The sequence below is a fragment of the Joostella atrarenae genome (assembly GCF_021764745.1).
In the GTDB taxonomy this organism is placed as follows: Bacteria; Bacteroidota; Bacteroidia; order Flavobacteriales; family Flavobacteriaceae; genus Galbibacter; species Galbibacter atrarenae.
Genome location: NZ_JAETXX010000001.1, coordinates 820,372 through 840,955, shown reverse-complemented (window position 1 = coordinate 840,955; position 20,584 = coordinate 820,372). Strand labels below are relative to the sequence as shown.

21 protein-coding genes are annotated in these 20,584 nt (G+C 33.7%); 13 read left to right on the top strand and 8 right to left on the bottom strand.

From position 1 onward, the window contains the following. Positions 1-146 precede the first annotated feature (146 nt). Together JM658_RS03650 and JM658_RS03645 are read left to right on the top strand one after the other, a co-directional pair. Positions 147-833 carry a response regulator transcription factor gene (locus JM658_RS03650; RefSeq protein WP_236957871.1) on the top strand — a complete coding sequence of 229 codons (687 nt, stop codon included), beginning with the start codon at positions 147-149 and terminating at the stop codon, positions 831-833. A gap of 123 nt (positions 834-956) precedes the next feature. Beyond that, entirely contained in the window at positions 957-2,006 is a 1,050-nt protein-coding gene (locus JM658_RS03645) for a sensor histidine kinase (RefSeq protein ID WP_236957870.1), read from the top strand. On the opposite strand, the gene JM658_RS03640 is transcribed toward JM658_RS03645, so the two are convergent. Further along, positions 1,980-3,032: a glycosyltransferase gene (locus JM658_RS03640; RefSeq protein WP_236957869.1), complete on the bottom strand. Its 1,053-nt coding sequence runs from the start codon at positions 3,030-3,032 to the stop codon at positions 1,980-1,982. The genes JM658_RS03645 and JM658_RS03640 overlap by 27 nt on opposite strands. A gap of 70 nt (positions 3,033-3,102) precedes the next feature. Here JM658_RS03640 and trmB point away from each other — a divergent pair, with 70 nt between their 5' ends. The 7 genes from trmB (at position 3,103) to JM658_RS03605 (ending at position 7,990) form a co-directional block, all read left to right on the top strand. Next, a complete protein-coding gene (gene trmB / locus JM658_RS03635) occupies positions 3,103-3,777 on the top strand; it encodes a tRNA (guanosine(46)-N7)-methyltransferase TrmB (protein WP_236957868.1) in 675 nt (224 codons plus the stop codon). Further along, positions 3,777-4,418: a LysE family transporter gene (locus JM658_RS03630; RefSeq protein ID WP_236957867.1), complete on the top strand. Its 642-nt coding sequence runs from the start codon at positions 3,777-3,779 to the stop codon at positions 4,416-4,418. Before trmB ends, JM658_RS03630 begins: the two co-directional genes overlap by 1 nt. A 4-nt stretch (positions 4,419-4,422) precedes the next feature. Further along, the gene (locus JM658_RS03625; RefSeq protein WP_236957866.1) at positions 4,423-4,749 is read left to right on the top strand and encodes an MGMT family protein; all 327 of its coding nucleotides are present in this window, start codon (positions 4,423-4,425) and stop codon (positions 4,747-4,749) included. A gap of 199 nt (positions 4,750-4,948) precedes the next feature. Then, positions 4,949-6,079: an Mrp/NBP35 family ATP-binding protein gene (locus JM658_RS03620; protein WP_236957865.1), complete on the top strand. Its 1,131-nt coding sequence runs from the start codon at positions 4,949-4,951 to the stop codon at positions 6,077-6,079. An 11-nt stretch (positions 6,080-6,090) separates the two neighbouring features. Beyond that, positions 6,091-6,330, top strand: coding sequence for a NifU family protein (locus tag JM658_RS03615; protein WP_236957864.1), 240 nt, complete (start codon positions 6,091-6,093; stop codon positions 6,328-6,330). Positions 6,331-6,517: 187 nt separating this feature from the next. Further along, positions 6,518-7,570 carry an NAD(P)/FAD-dependent oxidoreductase gene (locus JM658_RS03610; protein ID WP_236957863.1) on the top strand — a complete coding sequence of 351 codons (1,053 nt, stop codon included), beginning with the start codon at positions 6,518-6,520 and terminating at the stop codon, positions 7,568-7,570. Between the two features lie 90 nt (positions 7,571-7,660). Next, on the top strand, positions 7,661-7,990 hold the full coding sequence (locus tag JM658_RS03605; RefSeq protein WP_236957862.1) for a 2Fe-2S iron-sulfur cluster-binding family protein: 330 nt from the start codon (positions 7,661-7,663) through the stop codon (positions 7,988-7,990). Between the two features lie 279 nt (positions 7,991-8,269). Here JM658_RS03605 and JM658_RS03600 read toward each other — a convergent pair whose 3' ends face one another. The 5 genes from JM658_RS03600 to JM658_RS03580 form a co-directional block, all read right to left on the bottom strand. Further along, on the bottom strand, positions 8,270-8,548 hold the full coding sequence (locus JM658_RS03600; RefSeq protein ID WP_236957861.1) for a F0F1 ATP synthase subunit epsilon: 279 nt from the start codon (positions 8,546-8,548) through the stop codon (positions 8,270-8,272). A 32-nt stretch (positions 8,549-8,580) separates the two neighbouring features. Next, positions 8,581-10,089, bottom strand: coding sequence for a F0F1 ATP synthase subunit beta (gene atpD, locus JM658_RS03595; RefSeq protein ID WP_236957860.1), 1,509 nt, complete (start codon positions 10,087-10,089; stop codon positions 8,581-8,583). 400 nt (positions 10,090-10,489) lie between these two features. Continuing rightward, complete coding sequence (gene glmS, locus JM658_RS03590) at positions 10,490-12,337, bottom strand: glutamine--fructose-6-phosphate transaminase (isomerizing) (RefSeq protein ID WP_236957859.1); 1,848 nt, start codon at positions 12,335-12,337, stop codon at positions 10,490-10,492. Positions 12,338-12,353: 16 nt separating this feature from the next. Beyond that, positions 12,354-13,982: a DUF4270 domain-containing protein gene (locus tag JM658_RS03585; protein WP_236957858.1), complete on the bottom strand. Its 1,629-nt coding sequence runs from the start codon at positions 13,980-13,982 to the stop codon at positions 12,354-12,356. An 18-nt stretch (positions 13,983-14,000) separates the two neighbouring features. Beyond that, complete coding sequence (locus JM658_RS03580; RefSeq protein ID WP_236957857.1) at positions 14,001-14,810, bottom strand: glycogen/starch synthase; 810 nt, start codon at positions 14,808-14,810, stop codon at positions 14,001-14,003. Positions 14,811-14,918: 108 nt separating this feature from the next. Between JM658_RS03580 and panC the strand changes: the two genes are divergently transcribed. The 4 genes from panC to JM658_RS03560 are packed head-to-tail and all read left to right on the top strand — an operon-like array spanning position 14,919 to position 18,277. Further along, the gene (gene panC / locus JM658_RS03575; RefSeq protein WP_236957856.1) at positions 14,919-15,767 is read left to right on the top strand and encodes a pantoate--beta-alanine ligase; all 849 of its coding nucleotides are present in this window, start codon (positions 14,919-14,921) and stop codon (positions 15,765-15,767) included. Positions 15,768-15,779: 12 nt separating this feature from the next. Beyond that, positions 15,780-16,130 carry an aspartate 1-decarboxylase gene (gene panD, locus JM658_RS03570; RefSeq protein ID WP_236957855.1) on the top strand — a complete coding sequence of 117 codons (351 nt, stop codon included), beginning with the start codon at positions 15,780-15,782 and terminating at the stop codon, positions 16,128-16,130. A gap of 2 nt (positions 16,131-16,132) precedes the next feature. Then, positions 16,133-17,098: a lysylphosphatidylglycerol synthase transmembrane domain-containing protein gene (locus tag JM658_RS03565; protein ID WP_236957854.1), complete on the top strand. Its 966-nt coding sequence runs from the start codon at positions 16,133-16,135 to the stop codon at positions 17,096-17,098. Between the two features lie 33 nt (positions 17,099-17,131). After that, positions 17,132-18,277: an alpha/beta hydrolase gene (locus JM658_RS03560; RefSeq protein WP_236957853.1), complete on the top strand. Its 1,146-nt coding sequence runs from the start codon at positions 17,132-17,134 to the stop codon at positions 18,275-18,277. Between the two features lie 91 nt (positions 18,278-18,368). Here JM658_RS03560 and JM658_RS03555 read toward each other — a convergent pair whose 3' ends face one another. Both JM658_RS03555 and JM658_RS03550 read right to left on the bottom strand, forming a co-directional pair. Next, complete coding sequence (locus tag JM658_RS03555; protein ID WP_236957852.1) at positions 18,369-18,863, bottom strand: DinB family protein; 495 nt, start codon at positions 18,861-18,863, stop codon at positions 18,369-18,371. Between the two features lie 201 nt (positions 18,864-19,064). Beyond that, positions 19,065-20,501: a glycosyltransferase gene (locus JM658_RS03550; RefSeq protein WP_236957851.1), complete on the bottom strand. Its 1,437-nt coding sequence runs from the start codon at positions 20,499-20,501 to the stop codon at positions 19,065-19,067. Between the last annotated feature and the right edge of the window lie 83 nt (positions 20,502-20,584).

The following is a 20,584-nucleotide window of genomic DNA, read 5'->3' as shown; positions in this document are numbered from 1 at the left end:
AATATTATCTTTACTTTTGACGTCTGAAAGAATAACTCAACAAGCATTTAAATCATTAAAAATGTTTTAGTTATCTTAATGAATCAACTTTAAAAACTGTTCTTGCTGAAAAAAGAAGCTAGACATAACTAAACTTTATAATACAGATGAAAAAGAGGGAAATTAAAATCCTTTTGGTCGACGACGAACCGGATATTTTAGAAATTGTAGGATACAACTTATCTACTGAAGGTTACAACGTTTCTACAGCTAAAAATGGAGTTGAAGCAATTGCCAAAGCCAAAAAGGAAAAACCACATCTTATTATTCTCGATGTAATGATGCCCGAAATGGATGGAATTGAAACTTGTGAACACATTAGAAAGTCTAACGATTTAAAAGATACAATTGTTACCTTCCTTACAGCTCGCGGAGAAGATTACTCCCAAGTAGCCGGTTTCGATGCTGGTGCAGACGATTACATCACAAAACCTATCAAACCAAAAGTTCTTATTAGTAAAGTAAAATCTTTACTTCGTCGTCTAAAAGACGATGAAGAAACGGTAGAGAGTATTGTAAAAGTTGGAGACATCACTATTAATCGTGATGAATATAAAATCATTCAAGCTGGAGAGGAAATTATCCTTCCTAGAAAAGAGTTTGAATTGCTATCACTTTTAGCAAGTCGCCCAGGAAAAGTATTCAAAAGAGATGAAATACTAGACAAAGTATGGGGTAACGAGGTTATTGTTGGCGGCAGAACTATCGATGTTCACATCAGAAAACTCCGTGAAAAAATTGGAGACGATCATTTTAAGACAGTAAAAGGTGTTGGTTATAAATTCGTTTTATAAACTACATCACAACAAATAACGGCTTAATAAGCTACCAAAAATTAAAACTAATACTTCGCAATTTATACGTGGAGTATTAGTTTTCTTAATTATTGTAACTTTATTTTCTCAAATAAAAACCTATTGAAAACCAAGCTTAAAAAATCATATCGTTTTGCACTACGTTCTTCTGGAATGATTACTATTTGTGCTGCAATTGTCATCTGTCTATTCTATTATTTTGACCTTTATAGTCCAATTTCCATATTTTTATTTATAGCTATCATTTTCATCTTATCATTTTTTATCATTCAATATAGAGCAGAAAAATTTATCTATAAGCGTGTTAAAAGAATCTATGACGATGTATCGCTATTAGAATCTACAACGTTCCAAGACCAGCCGGTAACGACGGATATGAAAACGCTAACTGAGGAAATTGAAAAATTCGCTGCGAATAAGAAACTAGAAATCGAAACTCTTAAAATCCGAGAAGTATATCGTAAAGAGTTTCTAGGGAACGTTTCTCATGAGCTAAAAACGCCACTATTTACAGTACAAGGTTATATTTTAACGCTTTTAGATGGCGCCATGGAAGATAAAGCCATCCGAAAAAAATATCTAGGCAGAGCTAATAAAGGTGTAGAACGCCTTATCTATATTGTGAAAGATTTGGATATGATCACCAAACTTGAAGCTGGAGACCTTCATCTTGAACATGCTGATTTTGATATCGTAGAGCTTACTCAAAATACTTTCGATCTCATAGAAATGAAAGCTGCTAAAAAGAAAATAACTCTTACTTTCGATCAAGAATATCAAAAACCTATTTATGTTCATGGAGATAGAGAACGCATCCAACAGGTATTAACTAATCTCATTGTAAACTCAATAAAATATGGAAAAGAGGGTGGTACTACAGAGATTAGCATCGAAAATCTTATAAAAAACAAAGTTATTATTAGAGTTACAGATAACGGAGAAGGGATTGAAAAACAAAATATCCCACGCCTCTTCGAACGTTTTTATCGTGTTGATAAAAGTGGTAGCAGAAAAGAAGGTGGCTCTGGATTAGGTCTTTCTATTGTGAAACACATTATAGAGGCTCACAAAGAAAAAATATATGTAGAGAGTGTATATGGAGTAGGTTCAGAATTTTCATTCACGTTAGAAAAGTCCAAACAAACTTCGTAAGTTAAAATCAGATTCAAAACCAACCAACCCGTTATAATTGTTCACTCTTTTTAGCATTTCAATACTAAAATCATCTTGTGTGCAATAAGGAACTAATTGAGATTCTTGTAAACGCTCAGCTAGATATTCTTGTTCATATTGCCCAGGTGTAGGAATAAAAAAAGCTTTTTTCCCAAGCTTAGCAAGGTCTAATACCGTTGTATAACCAGATCTAGAAATTATTACTTCACTTTCATTAAAGGCATTTTCTAACTGCTCAGAATTCATATAATTATAAATCGTACAATTTCCTTGTTCTATAACTTGCTGCTTTTCTTCGATTTTACCTTTTATAAAAAGCACTTTCCCATCAAACTCAGTCACCTCCTTTAAAAGAAGGTTTACTAACAACGACCGTTGTGGCTCCGGACCAGAAATTACAACCATAAGCTGATATTTAATAGGTAATACCCTTTTTCCCAATCTACTTAATGGCCCTATATATTTTAACGTGTGACTTTCTTTTTTAAGATGCCCTAAACGACCACTCAAATTTGGTTCTCCAGCAACATCGGGAACCCAACATTCGTTAAATTTCTTGATTATTTTCTGATGCATTTCAGAACTAAACCACGTCGTATTTCCTGTAAGTACATTTAATTGATGTGTTATAAAAACAGAATGAACCTTTTTAGAATACACTCCTAAACGATTATCTGAAATAATCCCATCAAGCTTCAATTCTTTAACTAGCTCTTTGGTGCGTTTCTTTTCCTTTTTTATGGCTTTTAGAATTTTTGGTGAATCCCAAAGCATTTTAAGCTTAAAATGTTTTCCCTTTTCAGCATACTTTATCTTATACGAAGGCATTTCTATAAATTCCAAGGTAGGAAATTCCTTTTTCAATAAATTATAAGCCTCCCCATCCGAAGCAATAATAGGTTCAAAACCCTCTAAAAGTAATGCTCTTATTATAGGAATACATCTTGTAGCATGCCCCAAGCCCCAATTTAAGGGGGCTACCAAAATTCTTTTCTTTTTAATCATAACTACAAATCAACTTAATTTTTCCCTGTGAAAGATTTCCTTAATTTTGTCTTTTAATTAAATAATTGTTGTGGGGAGTAAAAACAAACTAAAGCGCTTTAAAGAAAATGAAACATTCTCGAATGTATTTCAACCTACGCGCGATGAATTAGTAACCAAAGGTTTTGACCTTAAAGGGAAATGGAATAAAGAATTCTTTAAAAATAACAACCCCATTGTTCTAGAATTAGGTTGTGGAAAGGGAGAATATACCGTTAATTTAGCACAGCGTAATCCAAATAAAAATTATATCGGAGTAGATATAAAAGGAGCTCGTTTCTGGCGCGGTGCTAAAACTTCTGTGGAAGAAAACTTAAATAACGTTGCCTTTATAAGGACGCAAATAGAACTTATAGAATATTTATTTGCTGAAAATGAAATCGATGAAATTTGGATTACATTCCCAGATCCTCAAATAAAATATAAACGCACAAAACATAGGCTTACAAACGCCGATTTCTTAACGCGTTACAATAAGGTTTTAAATAAAGACGGCATCGTTCATTTAAAAACAGACAGCGAGTTTATGCATGGTTATACATTGGGGCTGCTCCATGGTTTAGGGTACGAGGTATTATATGCTAATCACCATATTTACAAAAATGAAGGAAGCCCTGAAGAAGTGACCTCCATTCAGACTTTCTATGAAAAGCAATACCTAGAAAAAGACAAACCAATTACTTATATTAAGTTTAAAACTAACTAATGTCGCATTTATTCATCCTTTTTTTTGCTACTTTTTCTGCAGCTCTTATGGCGGTAGTATTTCCAGGGCTTATAAATATTACCACTGCAAAAACGAGTGCCAAGAAAGGGAAAACAAAAGGAATGGTGTTTGCAGCTGGCGCTTCTACTACAGTAATCCTTCAGGCTTATATTGGGGTTTTAATTTCTAAGTATCTTTATAAAAACCCTAATGTAATAGACATCCTCCTGAAAATAGCATTGGTAGTTTTTGCTTTTTTTGCCATCTACTTTTTTATTCTAGCCAAGCGAAAAAAAAATGTAAAACAACAGTCCAGAAATGTGAAAATTGAAGAAAGTAAGAAAAATGTATTCTTAAAAGGAATGCTTATTTCAGCACTAAATGTACTTCCTATCGCTTATTTCTGTGGACTCAACGCTGCTTGGAATGTTTCTGGGTGGATTAAATTCCAACTTTGGGATATTCTAGTTTTTATAATTGCAGCTGGCCTCGGAACATTTGCAATGCTTTATATGTATGTTTTTTATTTTGATAAACTTCAAGAGCGAACAGATACTTTTGCTCGGTACTCCGATTATATTTTAAGTGCTTTAATGGCGGTACTGCTCATAATTACTTTCATTCGTTTATTTTATTCATAAAAAAATGGAAGAGCTGAATTTCTTTGACCGTGTTTATGAAGTTGCTAGTTTAATTCCCTACGGAAGAGTTACTTCTTACGGTGCTATCGCAAAATACCTCGGTGCTGCTAGAAGTGCACGCATGGTTGGTTATGCCATGAATGGGAGCGGTCTGAAGGAAAATGTACCTGCACATCGGGTTGTTAATAGAAAAGGTGTTCTTACAGGAAAACATCACTTTCAAGGCACTAACTTAATGCAACAATTATTAGAAAGCGAAGGTGTTATTGTAATTGATAATCAAATTCAAGAATTCGAAAAAATCTTCTGGGATCCTGCGATAGAACTTTAGGCACTAAAATCTTCAAATAATCAAAAGCACATTAACTTTAAAACCTCCTACACCATTCTTTATATTAGAAGTAATTTTCACCCCAACTTCATAACTTACTTCAATTAACTTCTAATTTTTAATCCTTATCTTTGTAATTTAGAATCAGTTTAAAATAGAATCCTCATTTCTAAGAGGTTATAAATAAGAAGAATTGTCCATGAAAATAGATAAGAAAGAAGTAGTAAAAGCTCTAGAAACGATTTCTGCTCCTGGTGAAGGAAAGAATATGATAGAAAGTGGAGCCGTTACCAATATAATGATTTTCGGCGATGAGGTGGTTGTAGATATCACTATCAATAATCCAAGTTTACAAGCAAAGAAAAAAACTGAAGTTGAGGTTTTAAAAACAATTCACGATAAAGTATTTCAAAAGGCGAAAGTAAAAGTTAATGTAAAAGTTGAAGCGCCAGAAAAACCAGAAATAAAAGGGAAATCTATCCCTAGAATAAAAAATATTATAGCTGTTGCTTCTGGTAAAGGTGGTGTAGGAAAATCTACCGTTACTTCTAATTTAGCAGTTACACTTTCTAAAATGGGCTTCAAGGTGGGTCTTTTAGATGCTGATGTATATGGGCCATCTGCGCCTATTATGTTTGATGTGGAAAATGAAAAACCACTTGCCATCAATGTAGATGGTAAGTCTAAAATGAAACCTATTGAAAGTTATGGTGTAAAAATACTTTCTATCGGTTTCTTTACACAGCCAAATCAAGCTGTAATTTGGAGAGGACCTATGGCTTCAAAAGCATTAAATCAAATGATTTTTGATGCAGCCTGGGGAGATTTAGATTTTCTTTTAATCGATTTACCTCCAGGAACTGGAGACATTCACCTAAGTATCATGCAAGCGCTTCCTATCACTGGGGCGGTTGTAGTGAGTACTCCGCAAAATGTGGCCCTTGCAGATGCTAAAAAGGGAGTTGCCATGTTCCAACAAGAAAGTATTAATGTACCAGTGCTCGGAATCGTAGAAAATATGGCATATTTCACTCCAGAAGAGTTACCAGATAATAAGTATTATATATTCGGTAAGGAAGGTGCAAAAAACTTGTCTAATGACTTATATGTACCATTTTTAGGAGAAATTCCTTTAGTACAAAGTATCCGTGAGGCTGGAGACGTTGGTCGTCCTGCTGCATTGCAAGAGGGTACCCCATTAGAGGTTTCTTTTAAAGATATTACCAAAAATATAGTTCAAGAAGTGGTAAGTAGAAACAAAAGCTTACCTCCTACTGAAGCAATCAAAATAACAACTATGGCAGGTTGCTCACCCGTTAATAAGAAATAATTTATAAAGAGATGACGTCGGAAGATATTAAAGTAAACATCGAAAAAGCACTAGAAGAAATCAGACCTTTTTTAAAAAGTGATGGTGGAGACATCAGTCTTGTATCTATAGAAAACGACAAGATTGTAAAAGTAAGATTAGAAGGTGCTTGCGTTGGGTGTAGTGTAAACCAAATGACGCTTAAAAGTGGTGTGGAATTAACCATAAAAAAACATGTTCCACAAATAGAACAAGTTATAAATGTAGAATAATTTGGGCGTATTTTTATATTAACTCGCTATCGCAGTCAATATAAAAACTGGGCTTTTGCTACTCGCTTCTAGGCATTTCATGCCATAGAGAGCTCAAACAAATAGCGCAATCCCTTACGCAAAATGATAAATATCATATTAAGAGAGGCAAATCAATTATAAATTTGCCTTTAAAAGTTACGTTACAATGATTAAAACAGATATCCTTATTATAGGAGCTGGCCCAACAGGTCTATTCACTGTTTTCGAAGCCGGATTATTAAAGTTGAAATGCCATCTTATAGATGCATTACCTCAACCTGGCGGGCAATGCTCAGAAATTTATCCTAAAAAACCAATTTATGATATCCCTGGATTCCCAGAAGTACTTGCTGGAGATCTTGTTTCAAACCTTATGAAACAGATAGAATCTTTTGAGCCTGGTTTTACTTTAGGAGAAAGAGCAGAAACTATAGAAAAACAAGAAGATGAAACCTTTATTGTAACTACTAACAAAGGAACTAAACATCATGCAAAAGTTGTCGCTATTGCTGGTGGATTAGGAAGCTTTGAGCCTAGAAAGCCACAATTAGAAAACATAACCGATTTCGAAGATAAAGGAGTAGAATATATTATTCGCGATCCAGAATTATACCGTAATAAAAGAGTAGCCATCGCTGGAGGAGGAGATTCTGCATTGGATTGGAGTATTTTCTTAGCCGATGTTGCTTCCGAAGTTACCTTAATTCATCGTAGAAATGAATTTAGAGGTGCATTAGATTCTGTTGAAAAAGTGGAAGAACTAAAAAAAGCTGGAAAAATAAATCTAGTTACACCTGCTGAAGTTACTGGACTTAACGGAAAAGAAAAGCTGGAGAGTATCACCATCAAAAGAGATGGAGAAGAATTCATACAAGAATTAGAACATTTTATCCCATTATTCGGACTTTCTCCAAAACTAGGACCTATTGCTAACTGGGGATTAGAAATAGAGAAAAACGCTATTAAAGTTGATAATACATTAGATTACCAAACTAACATCCCAGGCGTATATGCTATTGGTGATGTAAATACGTATCCTGGAAAATTAAAACTTATTCTTTGTGGTTTCCACGAAGCTACATTAATGTGCCAAAGTGCATACAAAAGAATTTTCCCTGATAAAAAATATGTAATGAAATATACCACTGTTAGTGGTGTAGATGGTTTTGATGGAAGTAGAAAAGAAGCAGAAAAAGCTGTAGTTAAATCGATTAACTAATTATTTCTACAAATCTCTACCATTTTACTAGAGTAATTGCAATTAATACTGAAGTTTTAATTATTTTTGTGGCTTTATAAAAGCAATCATATGTCTGATATTACAATTAAAATAAAAGATCGAGAAGGAGAAGTTCATGAAATTCAAGCACCTACAGATATGGCTATGAATTTAATGGAAGTTGTACGTTCTTACGAACTTGCTCCAGAAGGAACCATAGGAATTTGTGGTGGAATGGCAATGTGCGCCTCATGCCAATGCTATGTTGAATCTGACCACAAACTCCCAGAAATGAGTTATGACGAGGACTTAATGTTAGCAGAAGCTTTTAATGTAAAAGAAAATAGCCGCTTAGGATGCCAAATACAAATGACTTTCGACTTAGATGGGCTGGAAGTTGAACTTGCTCCAGAGTCTTAAAACAAGAGCTTTAAAACATACTACATTTATCCCGACTTAATAAGATAGGCTAACAGTTATAAATAATTTAAATCAACCCTGTGAAATGATTTCACAGGGTTTTTTATTGATAATAGATTAATATGTATTATAATTCAGAATTAAATGTTTTAGCCCTCTATGAGTTAATTCAATTCTGCATCAGTCCAAAACAGAAGAACAAAGTTGACTTATATACAAAAAAAGCGTCACAAGATTTGTGACGCTTTTAAAAATTATAAATGTATATCCTTACTAAAATTAATCTGCAAGAATAATTACTTTATTATTATTCATCTCTACAGTTCCGCTAGAAATTGGTAAAACAGTTTCTCCTTTTTCTCCTTTAGAAAACTTAGAAGCGTAAGCTTTATCAATTTTTACATCTCCGTAAATCTTCACATTACCTTTTCCTAAAATAGAAACTATAGGCGCGTGATTATCTAACATTTGAAACTCCCCATCAACACCTGGAACGGCTACAGAAGTAACGTCTCCACTAAATAATGTTGCTTCTGGTGTTACTATTTCAAGATACATAGTTACTTAATTTTAATTAATCGCTAAGCTTATTAAGCCTGAGCAAGCATTTTCTCTCCAGCTTCGATAGCTTCCTCGATAGTTCCTTTTAAGTTAAAAGCAGCTTCGGGAAGGTGATCTAGCTCTCCATCCATAATCATATTAAATCCTTTGATAGTATCTTTAATATCAACTAAAACTCCTTTAAGACCTGTAAACTGTTCTGCTACGTGGAAAGGCTGAGATAAGAAACGTTGTACACGTCTTGCTCTAGATACTGCTAACTTATCTTCTTCAGAAAGTTCTTCCATACCAAGGATAGCAATAATATCTTGTAACTCTTTATAACGCTGTAAAAGCTCTTTTACATTTTGTGCACACGCATAATGCTCTTTACCTAATACATCAGCAGAAAGAATTCTTGATGTAGAATCCAATGGATCTACAGCTGGATAAATACCAAGCTCAGCAATTTTTCTAGAAAGTACTGTAGTAGCATCTAAATGGGCAAATGTTGTTGCTGGAGCTGGATCCGTTAAATCATCCGCAGGTACGTATACCGCCTGTACAGATGTAATAGATCCTCTCTTTGTTGATGTAATACGTTCTTGCATCGCACCCATCTCTGTTGCTAATGTTGGTTGGTAACCTACCGCAGATGGCATACGTCCAAGAAGTGCAGACACCTCAGAACCAGCTTGTGTAAAACGGAAAATGTTATCAACGAAGAAAAGCACATCTTTTCCTTGCCCTTCACCAGAACCATCACGGAAATACTCAGCAATAGTAAGTCCAGATAAAGCTACACGAGCACGTGCTCCTGGAGGCTCATTCATCTGTCCAAATACGAAAGTAGCTTTAGATTCTTTTAAAGCTGATTTATCAACTTTAGTAAGATCCCATCCACCTTCTTCCATAGAGTGCATAAAATCGTCACCGTATCTAATAATACCAGATTCTAACATCTCTCTTAAAAGGTCATTTCCTTCACGCGTACGTTCTCCTACACCAGCAAATACTGATAAACCACCGTGACCTTTTGCAATATTATTAATTAACTCCTGGATAAGTACAGTTTTACCTACACCCGCTCCTCCAAAAAGACCAATCTTACCTCCTTTGGCATAAGGCTCAATAAGGTCAATTACTTTAATACCTGTAAAAAGTACTTCAGTAGAAGTTGTTAAATCTTCAAATTTAGGTGCTTCTCTGTGGATTGAAAGTCCATTCTCACCAGTTTTTGGCAAGTCTCCAATTCCATCAATAGCATCACCAATAACATTAAACAAACGTCCGTAAACATCGTCTCCGATCGGCATTTTAATTGGGTTTCCAGTAGCAACTACTTCTGCACCTCTACTTAAACCATCTGTAGAGTCCATCGAAATAGTTCTTACCGTATCCTCTCCAACATGAGATTGTACTTCAAGTACTAATTTTGAACCATCTTTTCTATCAATTTCCAAAGAATCGTAAATATTTGGTAATTCTGATTCAGAATTAAATACTACGTCTACAACTGGACCAATAATTTGTAAAACTTTACCTGTAATTTTAGACATTACTTAAGTGTTTAATGTTAAGCTTTTTATTTGCTGAAAAATGAACAAAAAACTATAGTTAATTGAGCCTTTTTTCGCGGTGCAAAGATATATTTTTAATTGAAAAAATAAGTCAAAATATGCATTTTTTTTTCATTCTTCTAGTTAGCTGAAATTTTGAAAGTTACAAAGTCAACATAGAAATAGCATCTCGACCCATTTTTATAACAAATACGTAAAATCAATCTTCTAATTCCAAAAATATAATATATTTTTTCATCGTCACTATTTCAACATAAAATAAAGCGCCATCAATAAATGGAAAAAGAAGTATCATCAAAAAAAATTGCTCTTATGTAAAAATGATTTTTACATAAGAGCAATTATATATAGTATAGAAATTTATTTAAGGCAATAAAAACTATTCTACTGTAACGGATTTTGCAAGATTTCTTGGCTGATCTACATTACAACCTCTCATAACAGCAATATGATAAGAAAGCAACTGCAATGGAATTGTAGTTAACAACGGAGTTAAACCTTCAATAGTTTCTGGAACTTCAATTACATAATCTGCCATCGATTTCACTTCAGTATCTCCTTCAGTAACTACAGCAATGATCTTACCTTTTCTAGATTTTATCTCCTGAATATTACTAACAACCTTTTCGTAATGCCCTTTTTTTGTTGCTATTACCACAACTGGCATCTGCTCATCAATTAAAGCAATAGGTCCGTGCTTCATTTCTGCAGCTGGATACCCTTCCGCATGGATATACGAAATCTCTTTAAGCTTCAATGCTCCTTCTAAGGCTACTGGGAAATTATATCCACGTCCTAAATACAGAAAATTAGGTGAATCTTTATACACCGCAGAGATTTCTTCAATCTGTGCATCTAATTTTAAACTCTCCTCTACTTTTGATGGAATCGCCTCCATCTCCGCAAGGTATTCATGGAAATCAGTTTTAGAGATTGCCCCTTTGGACTGCGCTAATTTTAAAGCGATTAAAGTAAGTAATGTTATTTGCGTTGTAAAAGCTTTTGTGGAAGCTACTCCAATTTCAGGACCTGCATGTGTGTATGCCCCTGCATGTGATTCTCTAGCAATTGAAGAACCTACTACATTACAAACTCCAAATACAAATGCTCCATTCTGCTTAGCCAATTTAATAGCCGCTAGTGTATCTGCAGTCTCTCCAGATTGGGAAATCGCTATCACAACATCTTTAGACGTTATAACTGGATTTCTATATCTAAATTCTGACGCATACTCTACTTCTACAGGAATACGGATAAGGTCTTCAAAAATATATTCTGCAACTAAACCTGCATGCCATGAAGTCCCACAAGCAACAATAATGATTCTATTTGCATTTGTAATTCGTTCAAGATTATCTTCGATTCCAGCCATTTTGATAATCCCTTCGTTAATTCGAAGTCGGCCACGATATGTATCTTTTATAGCTTCAGGTTGCTCATGAATTTCTTTCAGCATAAAATGGTCATAACCATTTTTTTCAATCTGCTCTAAACTTAATTGTAACTCATGAACATAAGGAGCAATAGGCTTATCATCCTTTATTTGACGGATTTTAACATCACGCCCTAAACGAACAATCGCCATTTGCTCATCTTCCAAATAAATAGCATTATTTGTAAATTCTATAAATGGAGAAGCATCAGAAGCAATGAAAAACTCATCTTCTCCTACTCCAATAGCAAGAGGACTCCCTAACTTTGCTGTTACAATTTCGTCTGGCTTTGTTTTATCAAAAACAGCAATTGCATAAGCTCCTATCACTTGATTTAAAGCTATCTGAACAGCTTTCCCAAGCTTTACGCCTTCGTTTATTTTAATATCTTCAATTAGATTTACTAAAACCTCGGTATCTGTATCCGATTTAAAAGTATATCCTCTTCCTATAAGTGCTTTTTTAATAGAACCGTAGTTTTCAATGATTCCATTATGGATGATAACTAAGTTTCCAGAATTAGAATAATGTGGATGTGCATTCACATCGTTAGGAACTCCATGTGTAGCCCATCTTGTGTGTCCTATTGCAATATTTCCTTTAGTAATTCCTTCCGCAGAAGCTTTTTCTTTAAGGTCAGCTACTTTTCCTTTAGTTTTACAAAGATATGTATCTCCTTCATTGTAGAGCACAACTCCAGCACTATCATATCCTCTATATTCTAATCTTTCTAATCCCTTAATAACAATCGGATAAGCCTCTCTAGGGCCTATATATCCAACAATCCCACACATACATTAATTTTTTAGGTTAATTACTCTTTGTTTCTGTATAGTAAATTTCAAGTTGTAATTTACTTTCATCTTCGCTTGCCGGAACATTATTTCCATAAAATACAGTTCCGTAGAGATTGGTTATAGAAGCTTGGGGCAATTCTATTTCTTCTTCTTGATTAAATGCAGACACGTTTAAAATGTTAGCAATATTATTTGTAGTTGTTAATCCTAACTTAACATTAGTAGAATCATTACGAACAATATCATTTACATACTCTGTAAGTCTAAACTTATAACGTGGCCCTACATCATTATCCTCATCTAAAATACCACCATAAACACTATAACTAGTTGAATCAACTCCTGTATTCCCAACTAAATCTCTACTATAATCTGTTAATGTTCTTCCATTACCAAGATCATATAAATACATTCTAGGAGGCAATGTAATATCTGACTCCTCTGAAAGAGCAGATTTATCAACATAAAAGATCAAATTTGCCTCGTTTATAAGCCAACCTTGCTCTTTTGCTTCTTGAAAAGCAGTTGTTACATCTGGCGCTCCTCCCAACATATTTAATTCTGCATAACTTCCTGCAGCTCCATTAACATATAGCCTAGAAGCATTTGCGTCATTAAATTGATCTAAAATAGACTGAGGGTATGCTGACTCATTAATATAATTTATTTTATTACCAGACATAGGCAATCTATAAGTACTACTCTCTACAGTTGTTTCGCCATCAGTTGTACTATCGTAATCGTATTCAATCTCCACATAAGCGCTATTAACATTAAGCAACATTGCGAGATCACTATTAGGCATTTCAGCAGAAATATAAATTCCTCTTAAAAATTCTTTGAAATTACTCTGACTTGTTAACACACTCTGACCTTCGTTATCCAATATTTTCTCTTGAAAAAATTGACTATCTAAAGCTACGCGAATACGAGGCGTAAGTCTTTCTGAAGGAATTGCAGACTCATCAACATCTTCTGTATCTGGATCATCTTCATCATCAAAGAATAAGATTTCTGTCTCATCTAATTCATATGTTTCATCAAATAAAACTGTACTCACATAAGGAGCAGGATCTTCATCTGAAAAATATTCTTGAGATTCTTGAAAATTACTCTCTGGATCTAAATCTCGTAAGTATTTAGTGTACTCATTCACCCTAAGCGTAAAAGCCGCGTCTCTATTACCAACAATAGAATCCACCCTGTATGGTTTTGGCTCTTCCTCTCCTAAATCTGTGGTATCAGTTAATGCAGTGCTAAAAAATGGAATATTTAAATATACTGCTGTAACTCTTTCATTCTCCGCTTCGTCTGCTGAAGAATTTTCTGTTGACTGAGAATTAGAACCAAAAACAGGATCTCCACTTGTTAAAGACAACTGTGCTGCAAAAGAAGTTTTAGAAACACCATAAACTGGATGTGTATATTCTCCCAATAAATAGGAAGAAAGTCCATTTGTACGAACTCCATTTAGCTTTCTATTATATGCAAATACATCATAAGTGACTTTACTGGCATTTATATCTCCCTCATCAACTAAATCTACACCGATAGTATTATAATCTCTTTCACAAGCAGTAAAAAAAGCAATAACACCTATTACAAATAATGCAGATAATACATTACCTCCTTTTAAATTCATCTTCATTTATCGTTTAGATTAACTTAATACTTTGGTTTCGTAAAATGTGTTGTAAGCCTCTTCAAATTCGTAAATTGAAACATGTGATTGCACAGGAACATCTAAAGAATCGATATGAGCTTTCAAATCTTCTGGCAATTCTTCAGAAGCAACAATTACAGCATCTGAATGATCTACAGCAACTTTCAAAAGATTGCTATACGTAGGATCTTCTAGCGGCTTAATTGTTTCTTCATCAACACCATCAAACTTCACCTTATTAATCATTTCTTTGTCTAACGTTCCTTCGAACCCTTTGTTGTAAACAGAGGTTACTATTTTACTATCTGCAAACAAAGGCTCATCTGCATAGTATTTCTTTAAATATAAAGGAAGTAAGGAAGCCATCCATCCATGAACATGGATAATATCTGGATTCCAATTAAGTTTCTTTACTGTTTCTACAACCCCTTTTGCAAAGAATATTGCTCGTTCATCGTTATCTGGAAACAAGTTTCCATCTTCATCTGTGAAAGTAGCTTTACGCTTAAAATATTCTTCGTTATCGATAAAATACACCTGTATTCTCTCCTTAGGAATAGAGGCAACTTTTATAATAAGCGGCATATCCATATCGTTAACTACAAGGTTCATTCCTGATAATCGGATAACCTCATGCAACTGATGCCTTCTCTCATTAATATTACCAAAACGAGGCATAAAGATTCGTATTTGTCCACCTCTATCATTCACCATTCGTGGGCTTTCGTAAGCCATTGAAGACACTTCATTTTCCGGTAAGTAAGGAACCATTTCTGAAGCGACAAATAATACTCTTTTGTCTGTCATAAAATCAATTTGTTTCTTTAGACTAATCTTTAAAGGACGCAAAAATACAAAAAATATGCCTAATTAGTTTAATTTATATAGCTTTGCACGCTTTTAATTTTTTATCAAATGCAAATTTTTACTCAAAAAGAAGCATTAATTCAATTCCTAGAAAAGGAAAAAATAGAGAAAAAAACCGTCGGCTTAGTACCTACAATGGGCGCTCTGCACAAAGGTCATCTTTCTCTAGTTGAAATGGCTCTTAAAAATAACGATGTCGTTGTAGTTAGTATTTTTGTTAACCCAACACAGTTCGACAACAAGAAAGATCTTGCTAAATATCCTAAAACTTTTGAAAAAGATGTTGAAATTTTAGGAAACCTAAGCAATAACATCATCATTTTCGCTCCATCAGTTGAAGATATTTACGACAATAATGTAACTTCTGAAACTTTCGATTTTGATGGTTTAGAACATGAAATGGAAGGTAAATTCCGAAGCGGTCATTTTGACGGCGTCGGCACAATTGTCAAAAAACTTTTCCTAATTGTTGCTCCTAAAAATGCATATTTTGGAGAAAAAGACTTCCAACAGCTCCAAATTATCAAAAAAATGGTAGCTAAAAATAAGCTCCCAGTAACAATAACAGGCTGCCCAATTAGTAGAGAAGAAAGCGGACTCGCCATGAGTTCAAGAAATGAACGCCTCCCAAAAGAAACACGTAATGAGGCGTCTTTTATTTATGAAACTATTATAAAAGCAAAAGAAAAGTTTGGCACAGAAAGTGCTTTAGATACTATAAATTGGATAGAAAAGCAATTTGACAGCAAAGCTAATTTCAAATTAGAATATGCAGAAATTGCTAATGAAGAAACGCTAAAACCTATTAAATCTAAAAAAGAGAACGAACGCTATAGACTTTTCATCGCGGTGTATGCTGGCGATATAAGACTTATAGACAATGTAGCTCTAAATTAATATCTTTGTAAAATGCAAATTGAAGTAGTAAAATCTAAAATCCATAGAGTTACCGTTACTGGTGCCGATTTAAACTATATTGGTAGTATTACCATTGACGAAGCACTTATGGAAGCCTCCAATATTATTGAAGGTGAAAAAGTACAAATTGTAAATATAAATAACGGAGAACGTCTAGAAACTTATGCCATAAAAGGCGCTCGAGATAGTGGAGTGATTACTTTAAATGGACCCGCAGCTCGTAAAGTACAACGTGGAGATATCATCATAATTATCTCTTACGGAATTATGGATTTTGAAGAAGCTAAAAACTTTAAACCATCTTTAATATTCCCTAATGAGAAAGACAATTCTCTTACCTAAAAGTGAATAAAAAAATTCTAAATATCTTTAAAAAAATACTCCCACTTTTTCTGGGAGTATTTTTAATTTGGTACTCCTACTCCAACACCACACAAGAAGATAGATTAAATATTTACAACGCTATAAAAAACGCTAATTACTTCTGGGTAATTCTATCGGTTATACTAGGTTTTTTAAGCCATATCTCTCGGGCATTACGTTGGAATTTACTTTTGGAACCCATAGGATACCAACCACGCTTTCCAAATAATATTATGGCTATTTTTGTTGGATATTTAGCAAACTTAGGCATCCCAAGATCTGGAGAAGTATTAAGAGCCACCACCTTAACATCTTACGAAAAAGTACCTTTTCAAAAAGGTTTCGGTACTATTATAGCAGAGCGTGTTATCGATGTAATTATGCTTTTATCAATAGTATTAATTACTGCAATTCTACAAACAGAAATCATAGCCAATTATTTTGCTGAAAAAAATATAGATTATATAAAACTAATTGCAATCGGAAGTGTATTAATTGTTCTGGGGATTATTTTTTTACTGCTGATAAGAAAAGCAAAAAGTGGCTTTTTTTTAAAAGTGAAAAACTTCGTCTTCGACCTTCTTGAAGGTGCCTTGAGTATTTTTAAAATGAAGAATAAATGGCTCTTTATTTTTTACACTCTATGCATCTGGGTTTTATACATTGCAATGTTCTGGGTTATTAAATATAGTATCCCAGAAACTACATCACTTCCCTTAAATGCCATTTTAGCATCTTTTGTAGCAGGTGCATTTGCTATGACTGCCACTAATGGAGGGATAGGACTATATCCAATTGCCGTAAGTAAAATTCTTCTTATTTATGGAATTTCTGAAACTTCGGGAGATGCTTTCGGATGGATCATGTGGTCTTCACAAACACTGATGGTCGTTATATTTGGAGCTTTATCTTTTCTTTTGCTTCCGATATACAATAAAAACAAATAATTTTATATCTTTCCTTCACCAAATCTTATTATCATGAAAAAGACTACATTAATTTGTATGATGCTCTTTTTGTGTGCTTTAAATTTAAAAGCACAACTAAAATCATCAACAATAGAATCTTTTAAATTAGCAGAAAAAAGAGACATACAGCTGTATGTTCCGGAGAATTATTCCGCAGAAAAATCATACCCACTTATTGTTGTATTAGATGCCGATTATCTTTTTGATGTTGTGGTAGGGAATGTAAAATTCTACACCTACAACAACGAAATGCCAGAAAGTATTGTGGTCGGAATCAATCAAAGTGAAACTCGCTATGAAGATTGTTTTTATAGTGATGAAAGTGGATTCCCTGATAAAAAAGGAAATGATTTCTTCGAATTTATAGGTATGGAACTCATTCCTTTGATCCAAAAGAATTACAACTTAGCAAAATTCAAAGCAATTGTTGGTCATGATATAACTGTCAATTTCTCTAATTACTATCTATTTAAAGGAAACCTATTATTTAACGCCTACATTAATTTATCACCTACTTTCGCACCGACTATGGAAAGAAACATCCCTGAAAGGTTAGGCGACATAGATGCTATGACTTTTTATTATTTAGCAACTAGCGAAAATGATGAGAAAGAAAATCAGCAGCGAATTCGTGTTTTCGATAACACAATGAAAGGCATTACCAATGATAACGTTCATTATTACTTTGATGAATTTGATAATGCAAATCATTACGGAGTAGCTTCTTATGGAACCCCTAAAGCATTAGATAAAATATTTAAAGTTTATAAACCCATAAGTATAGAAGAGTATAAAAATGAAGTTTTAGAACATGATGGTCCTGTAGTAGAATATCTGACAGAGAAATACAGCACAATAGAAACACTATTCAGTTTTAAAAAGCAAGTAAGCTTAAATGATATGATGGCAATTTATGCAGCCACTAAGAAAAAAGAAGATTTGGAATCTTTAAATGAGCTCAGTAAAATTGCTAAAGACGAATACCCAGATACAATGCTTGGTTTTTTCCTTGAAGCTGAATATCTAGAACAAATGGGAGAACCTAAAAAAGCTATGCGCACTTACGAAAAAGCTTTTGGGATGCAAGAGATAGATTTTGTAACTAAAGATCTTGCTCTGGAGCGTATCGATGCTTTAAAAGCCGACTTTGGTTGGTAGACGAAATATCTTTCAGTAAAAAATAGTAAAACGTTCATCTTTAATTAATTGGTGAACGTTTTTTTATTCAACTTACCTAAATAAGCTCATTTTACACATTCCCTCTTTTCTTTTCTCGAACCCACTCGATATAATCTGTTTGTGAGATTTTAGAAATTCCTAGTTGCCGCATCATCATAACCACTTGCCCTCGGTGATAACTTCCATGATTAAAAACTGTCTGAATTATCTCGCGAGATGGAATAGAGAATTGTTCTTCTTTATGCTGAAACTTAATTTCCCTCTCTAAATCTGCTTTAGCTACAAATTCTTTAAATTCAAAAGACGTACTCTGCCAATTGTCAAAAAGCTTTGCATTATCATCAGAAAAATTTACAATATGTTCTACTGACCAGCCACGATTTTGCATACGAGAAAGCCAACCTGTCTCAGCATACCAAATATGTAAAATTGTAGCTCGGATTGTCGGAAAACTCCCAACAAACTCATGCTCAAAAACCTGATCGCTTTCTGATTTTAAATCATTAATTAATCTATTGTTGGCCCAAATGTTATAATTAGCATAATCTAAATATCTTTCCTTCATCAATTCAATAGTTTTTTGATTCAAACATCAATTTAACTTTTTTTAATCAACTAAATCAATTGCTTTCTAAAAGATTATGTCTCTAATAAAATGAAGAGTAAGAACAACTTCTCTAAATCCAATAAAAAAGCGTTCATACAAGATAAAATCTTGATGAACGCTTTTAGTTTGTTGAGTATATATTGACTATTAAGAATTTTATTATGACGTCATTGCAACCATTTGTTGCTCTTTAAGCTCTTTTTTAGTTAAATCTCTTGTTAACCATCCACTTCTTCCTGCTGTTGCTATTGCATAAGGTGTAATCCAGAAAAGTGTAAATGCATAAAAGATACTATATGGATATGCCCAAAACGATTCAGAAATACTGTGTTTCTTAGCATAAAAGAAAGCATGCATACTTGAGAAAACTATAATCCCGACCAATGTAGAGCTAAGGAATAATAATGGATGCGTAAACACAAAGAATAACATTAATAATATTGCTGGGTAAGCCATTACCATTTTCAACCATTGGTTTAATAATAATACACGAGTTCCAGCTTTAGCTCCTTCTCTAAAGTTTCCAAAAGCAAATCTACTCATTGCAATATTCTCACGAACATTACTTCTTTCCCAACGGATAAACATCTTATTCAAGTTTCTGTAATGCTCAGGAATATTAGTATACACATAAGCTTTACGTTGAAATAACACTTTAAAACCTTGTTTTAAAATCATATTTGTCATCGCACGATCTTCTCCAATCTTAGAAACTTCTCCCATAAAGGTCTGATTAATCCAATCATGAAGACAACCAAAAACTGCAGATCTACGATATGCCGACAACGCACCTGGCGTACATAATACAGAACCTAAACTACTCTGTGCAGAACGTACAAATTCGAAACTAAAAGCGAAATTAACATTCAACATACGCGGTATTAAAGCTTTATCACGATTTAATACACGCACATTACCAGCTACAGCACCACATTCTTCATTCACTACAAAAGGACTTGCCATAATACGTAAAGTATCTTTTAAAACAATAGAATCACTATCTACTGTAATAAACACATCTCCACTTCCTAATTGGAAACCACGGTATAATGCATGTCTCTTACCTCTGTTTTCTGGCTGCTGATATATTGCAATACGATTCCCTAGCTCCTCTTGAGCTTTTTTCATCCAATCCCAAGTATTATCTTGACTTCCGTCATCAATAGAGATTATCTGAAGCTTCTCTTCAGGGTAATCACTTGCCACCAAACTCTTCAAAGTTTTATAAACTAACTCTCCTTCATTATATGCTGGTACAATTACTGTACATAACGGCAATTCACTATCAGAAACCGACTTAATATCTCGGTATCGTAAGTATAGACTTAGTATATAAATTAAAAAACTAAACTTAACTGCCAATAAAGTAATCCCCAATATTACTAGAAAAGAACCCCAACTAGTTGCCATTCTCTCTAATCTTATTTCTTCAAAATAAGGTTGTAAAAAATAAAATGAAAGTGCAGCTCCTACTAACAACAGAAATGTGGCTGTTAAAATAAAAGTTGATGATGAATTGGAAATAAATCTCTCCAAACGATTTGTAGGTTCATTTGGTGATTCTTCTGACGGTTTTGAAAATATAGATTGCTTCATTGTTGTTTACTTTGATTCGCTACTTTTAAAACAACTTTGATACCATTTGATAAAATGATTGAAAAACAACAACTTACGTCATA

Bases quoted from the DNA above. Each gene is read 5' to 3' on its own strand.
- JM658_RS03650 (WP_236957871.1), top strand. From the start codon at position 147: ATGAAAAAGAGGGAAATTAAAATCCTTTTGGTCGACGACGAACCGGAT.
- panD (WP_236957855.1), top strand. From the start codon at position 15,780: ATGCAAATTGAAGTAGTAAAATCTAAAATCCATAGAGTTACCGTTACT.
- JM658_RS03625 (WP_236957866.1), top strand. From the start codon at position 4,423: ATGGAAGAGCTGAATTTCTTTGACCGTGTTTATGAAGTTGCTAGTTTA.
- JM658_RS03600 (WP_236957861.1), bottom strand. From the start codon at position 8,548: ATGTATCTTGAAATAGTAACACCAGAAGCAACATTATTTAGTGGAGAC.
- panC (WP_236957856.1), top strand. From the start codon at position 14,919: ATGCAAATTTTTACTCAAAAAGAAGCATTAATTCAATTCCTAGAAAAG.
- atpD (WP_236957860.1), bottom strand. From the start codon at position 10,089: ATGTCTAAAATTACAGGTAAAGTTTTACAAATTATTGGTCCAGTTGTA.
- JM658_RS03640 (WP_236957869.1), bottom strand. From the start codon at position 3,032: ATGATTAAAAAGAAAAGAATTTTGGTAGCCCCCTTAAATTGGGGCTTG.
- JM658_RS03550 (WP_236957851.1), bottom strand. From the start codon at position 20,501: ATGAAGCAATCTATATTTTCAAAACCGTCAGAAGAATCACCAAATGAA.
- JM658_RS03615 (WP_236957864.1), top strand. From the start codon at position 6,091: ATGACGTCGGAAGATATTAAAGTAAACATCGAAAAAGCACTAGAAGAA.
- JM658_RS03605 (WP_236957862.1), top strand. From the start codon at position 7,661: ATGTCTGATATTACAATTAAAATAAAAGATCGAGAAGGAGAAGTTCAT.
- JM658_RS03555 (WP_236957852.1), bottom strand. From the start codon at position 18,863: ATGAAGGAAAGATATTTAGATTATGCTAATTATAACATTTGGGCCAAC.
- JM658_RS03585 (WP_236957858.1), bottom strand. From the start codon at position 13,982: ATGAATTTAAAAGGAGGTAATGTATTATCTGCATTATTTGTAATAGGT.
- JM658_RS03560 (WP_236957853.1), top strand. From the start codon at position 17,132: ATGAAAAAGACTACATTAATTTGTATGATGCTCTTTTTGTGTGCTTTA.
- JM658_RS03610 (WP_236957863.1), top strand. From the start codon at position 6,518: ATGATTAAAACAGATATCCTTATTATAGGAGCTGGCCCAACAGGTCTA.
- JM658_RS03630 (WP_236957867.1), top strand. From the start codon at position 3,777: ATGTCGCATTTATTCATCCTTTTTTTTGCTACTTTTTCTGCAGCTCTT.
- JM658_RS03580 (WP_236957857.1), bottom strand. From the start codon at position 14,810: ATGACAGACAAAAGAGTATTATTTGTCGCTTCAGAAATGGTTCCTTAC.
- glmS (WP_236957859.1), bottom strand. From the start codon at position 12,337: ATGTGTGGGATTGTTGGATATATAGGCCCTAGAGAGGCTTATCCGATT.
- JM658_RS03620 (WP_236957865.1), top strand. From the start codon at position 4,949: ATGAAAATAGATAAGAAAGAAGTAGTAAAAGCTCTAGAAACGATTTCT.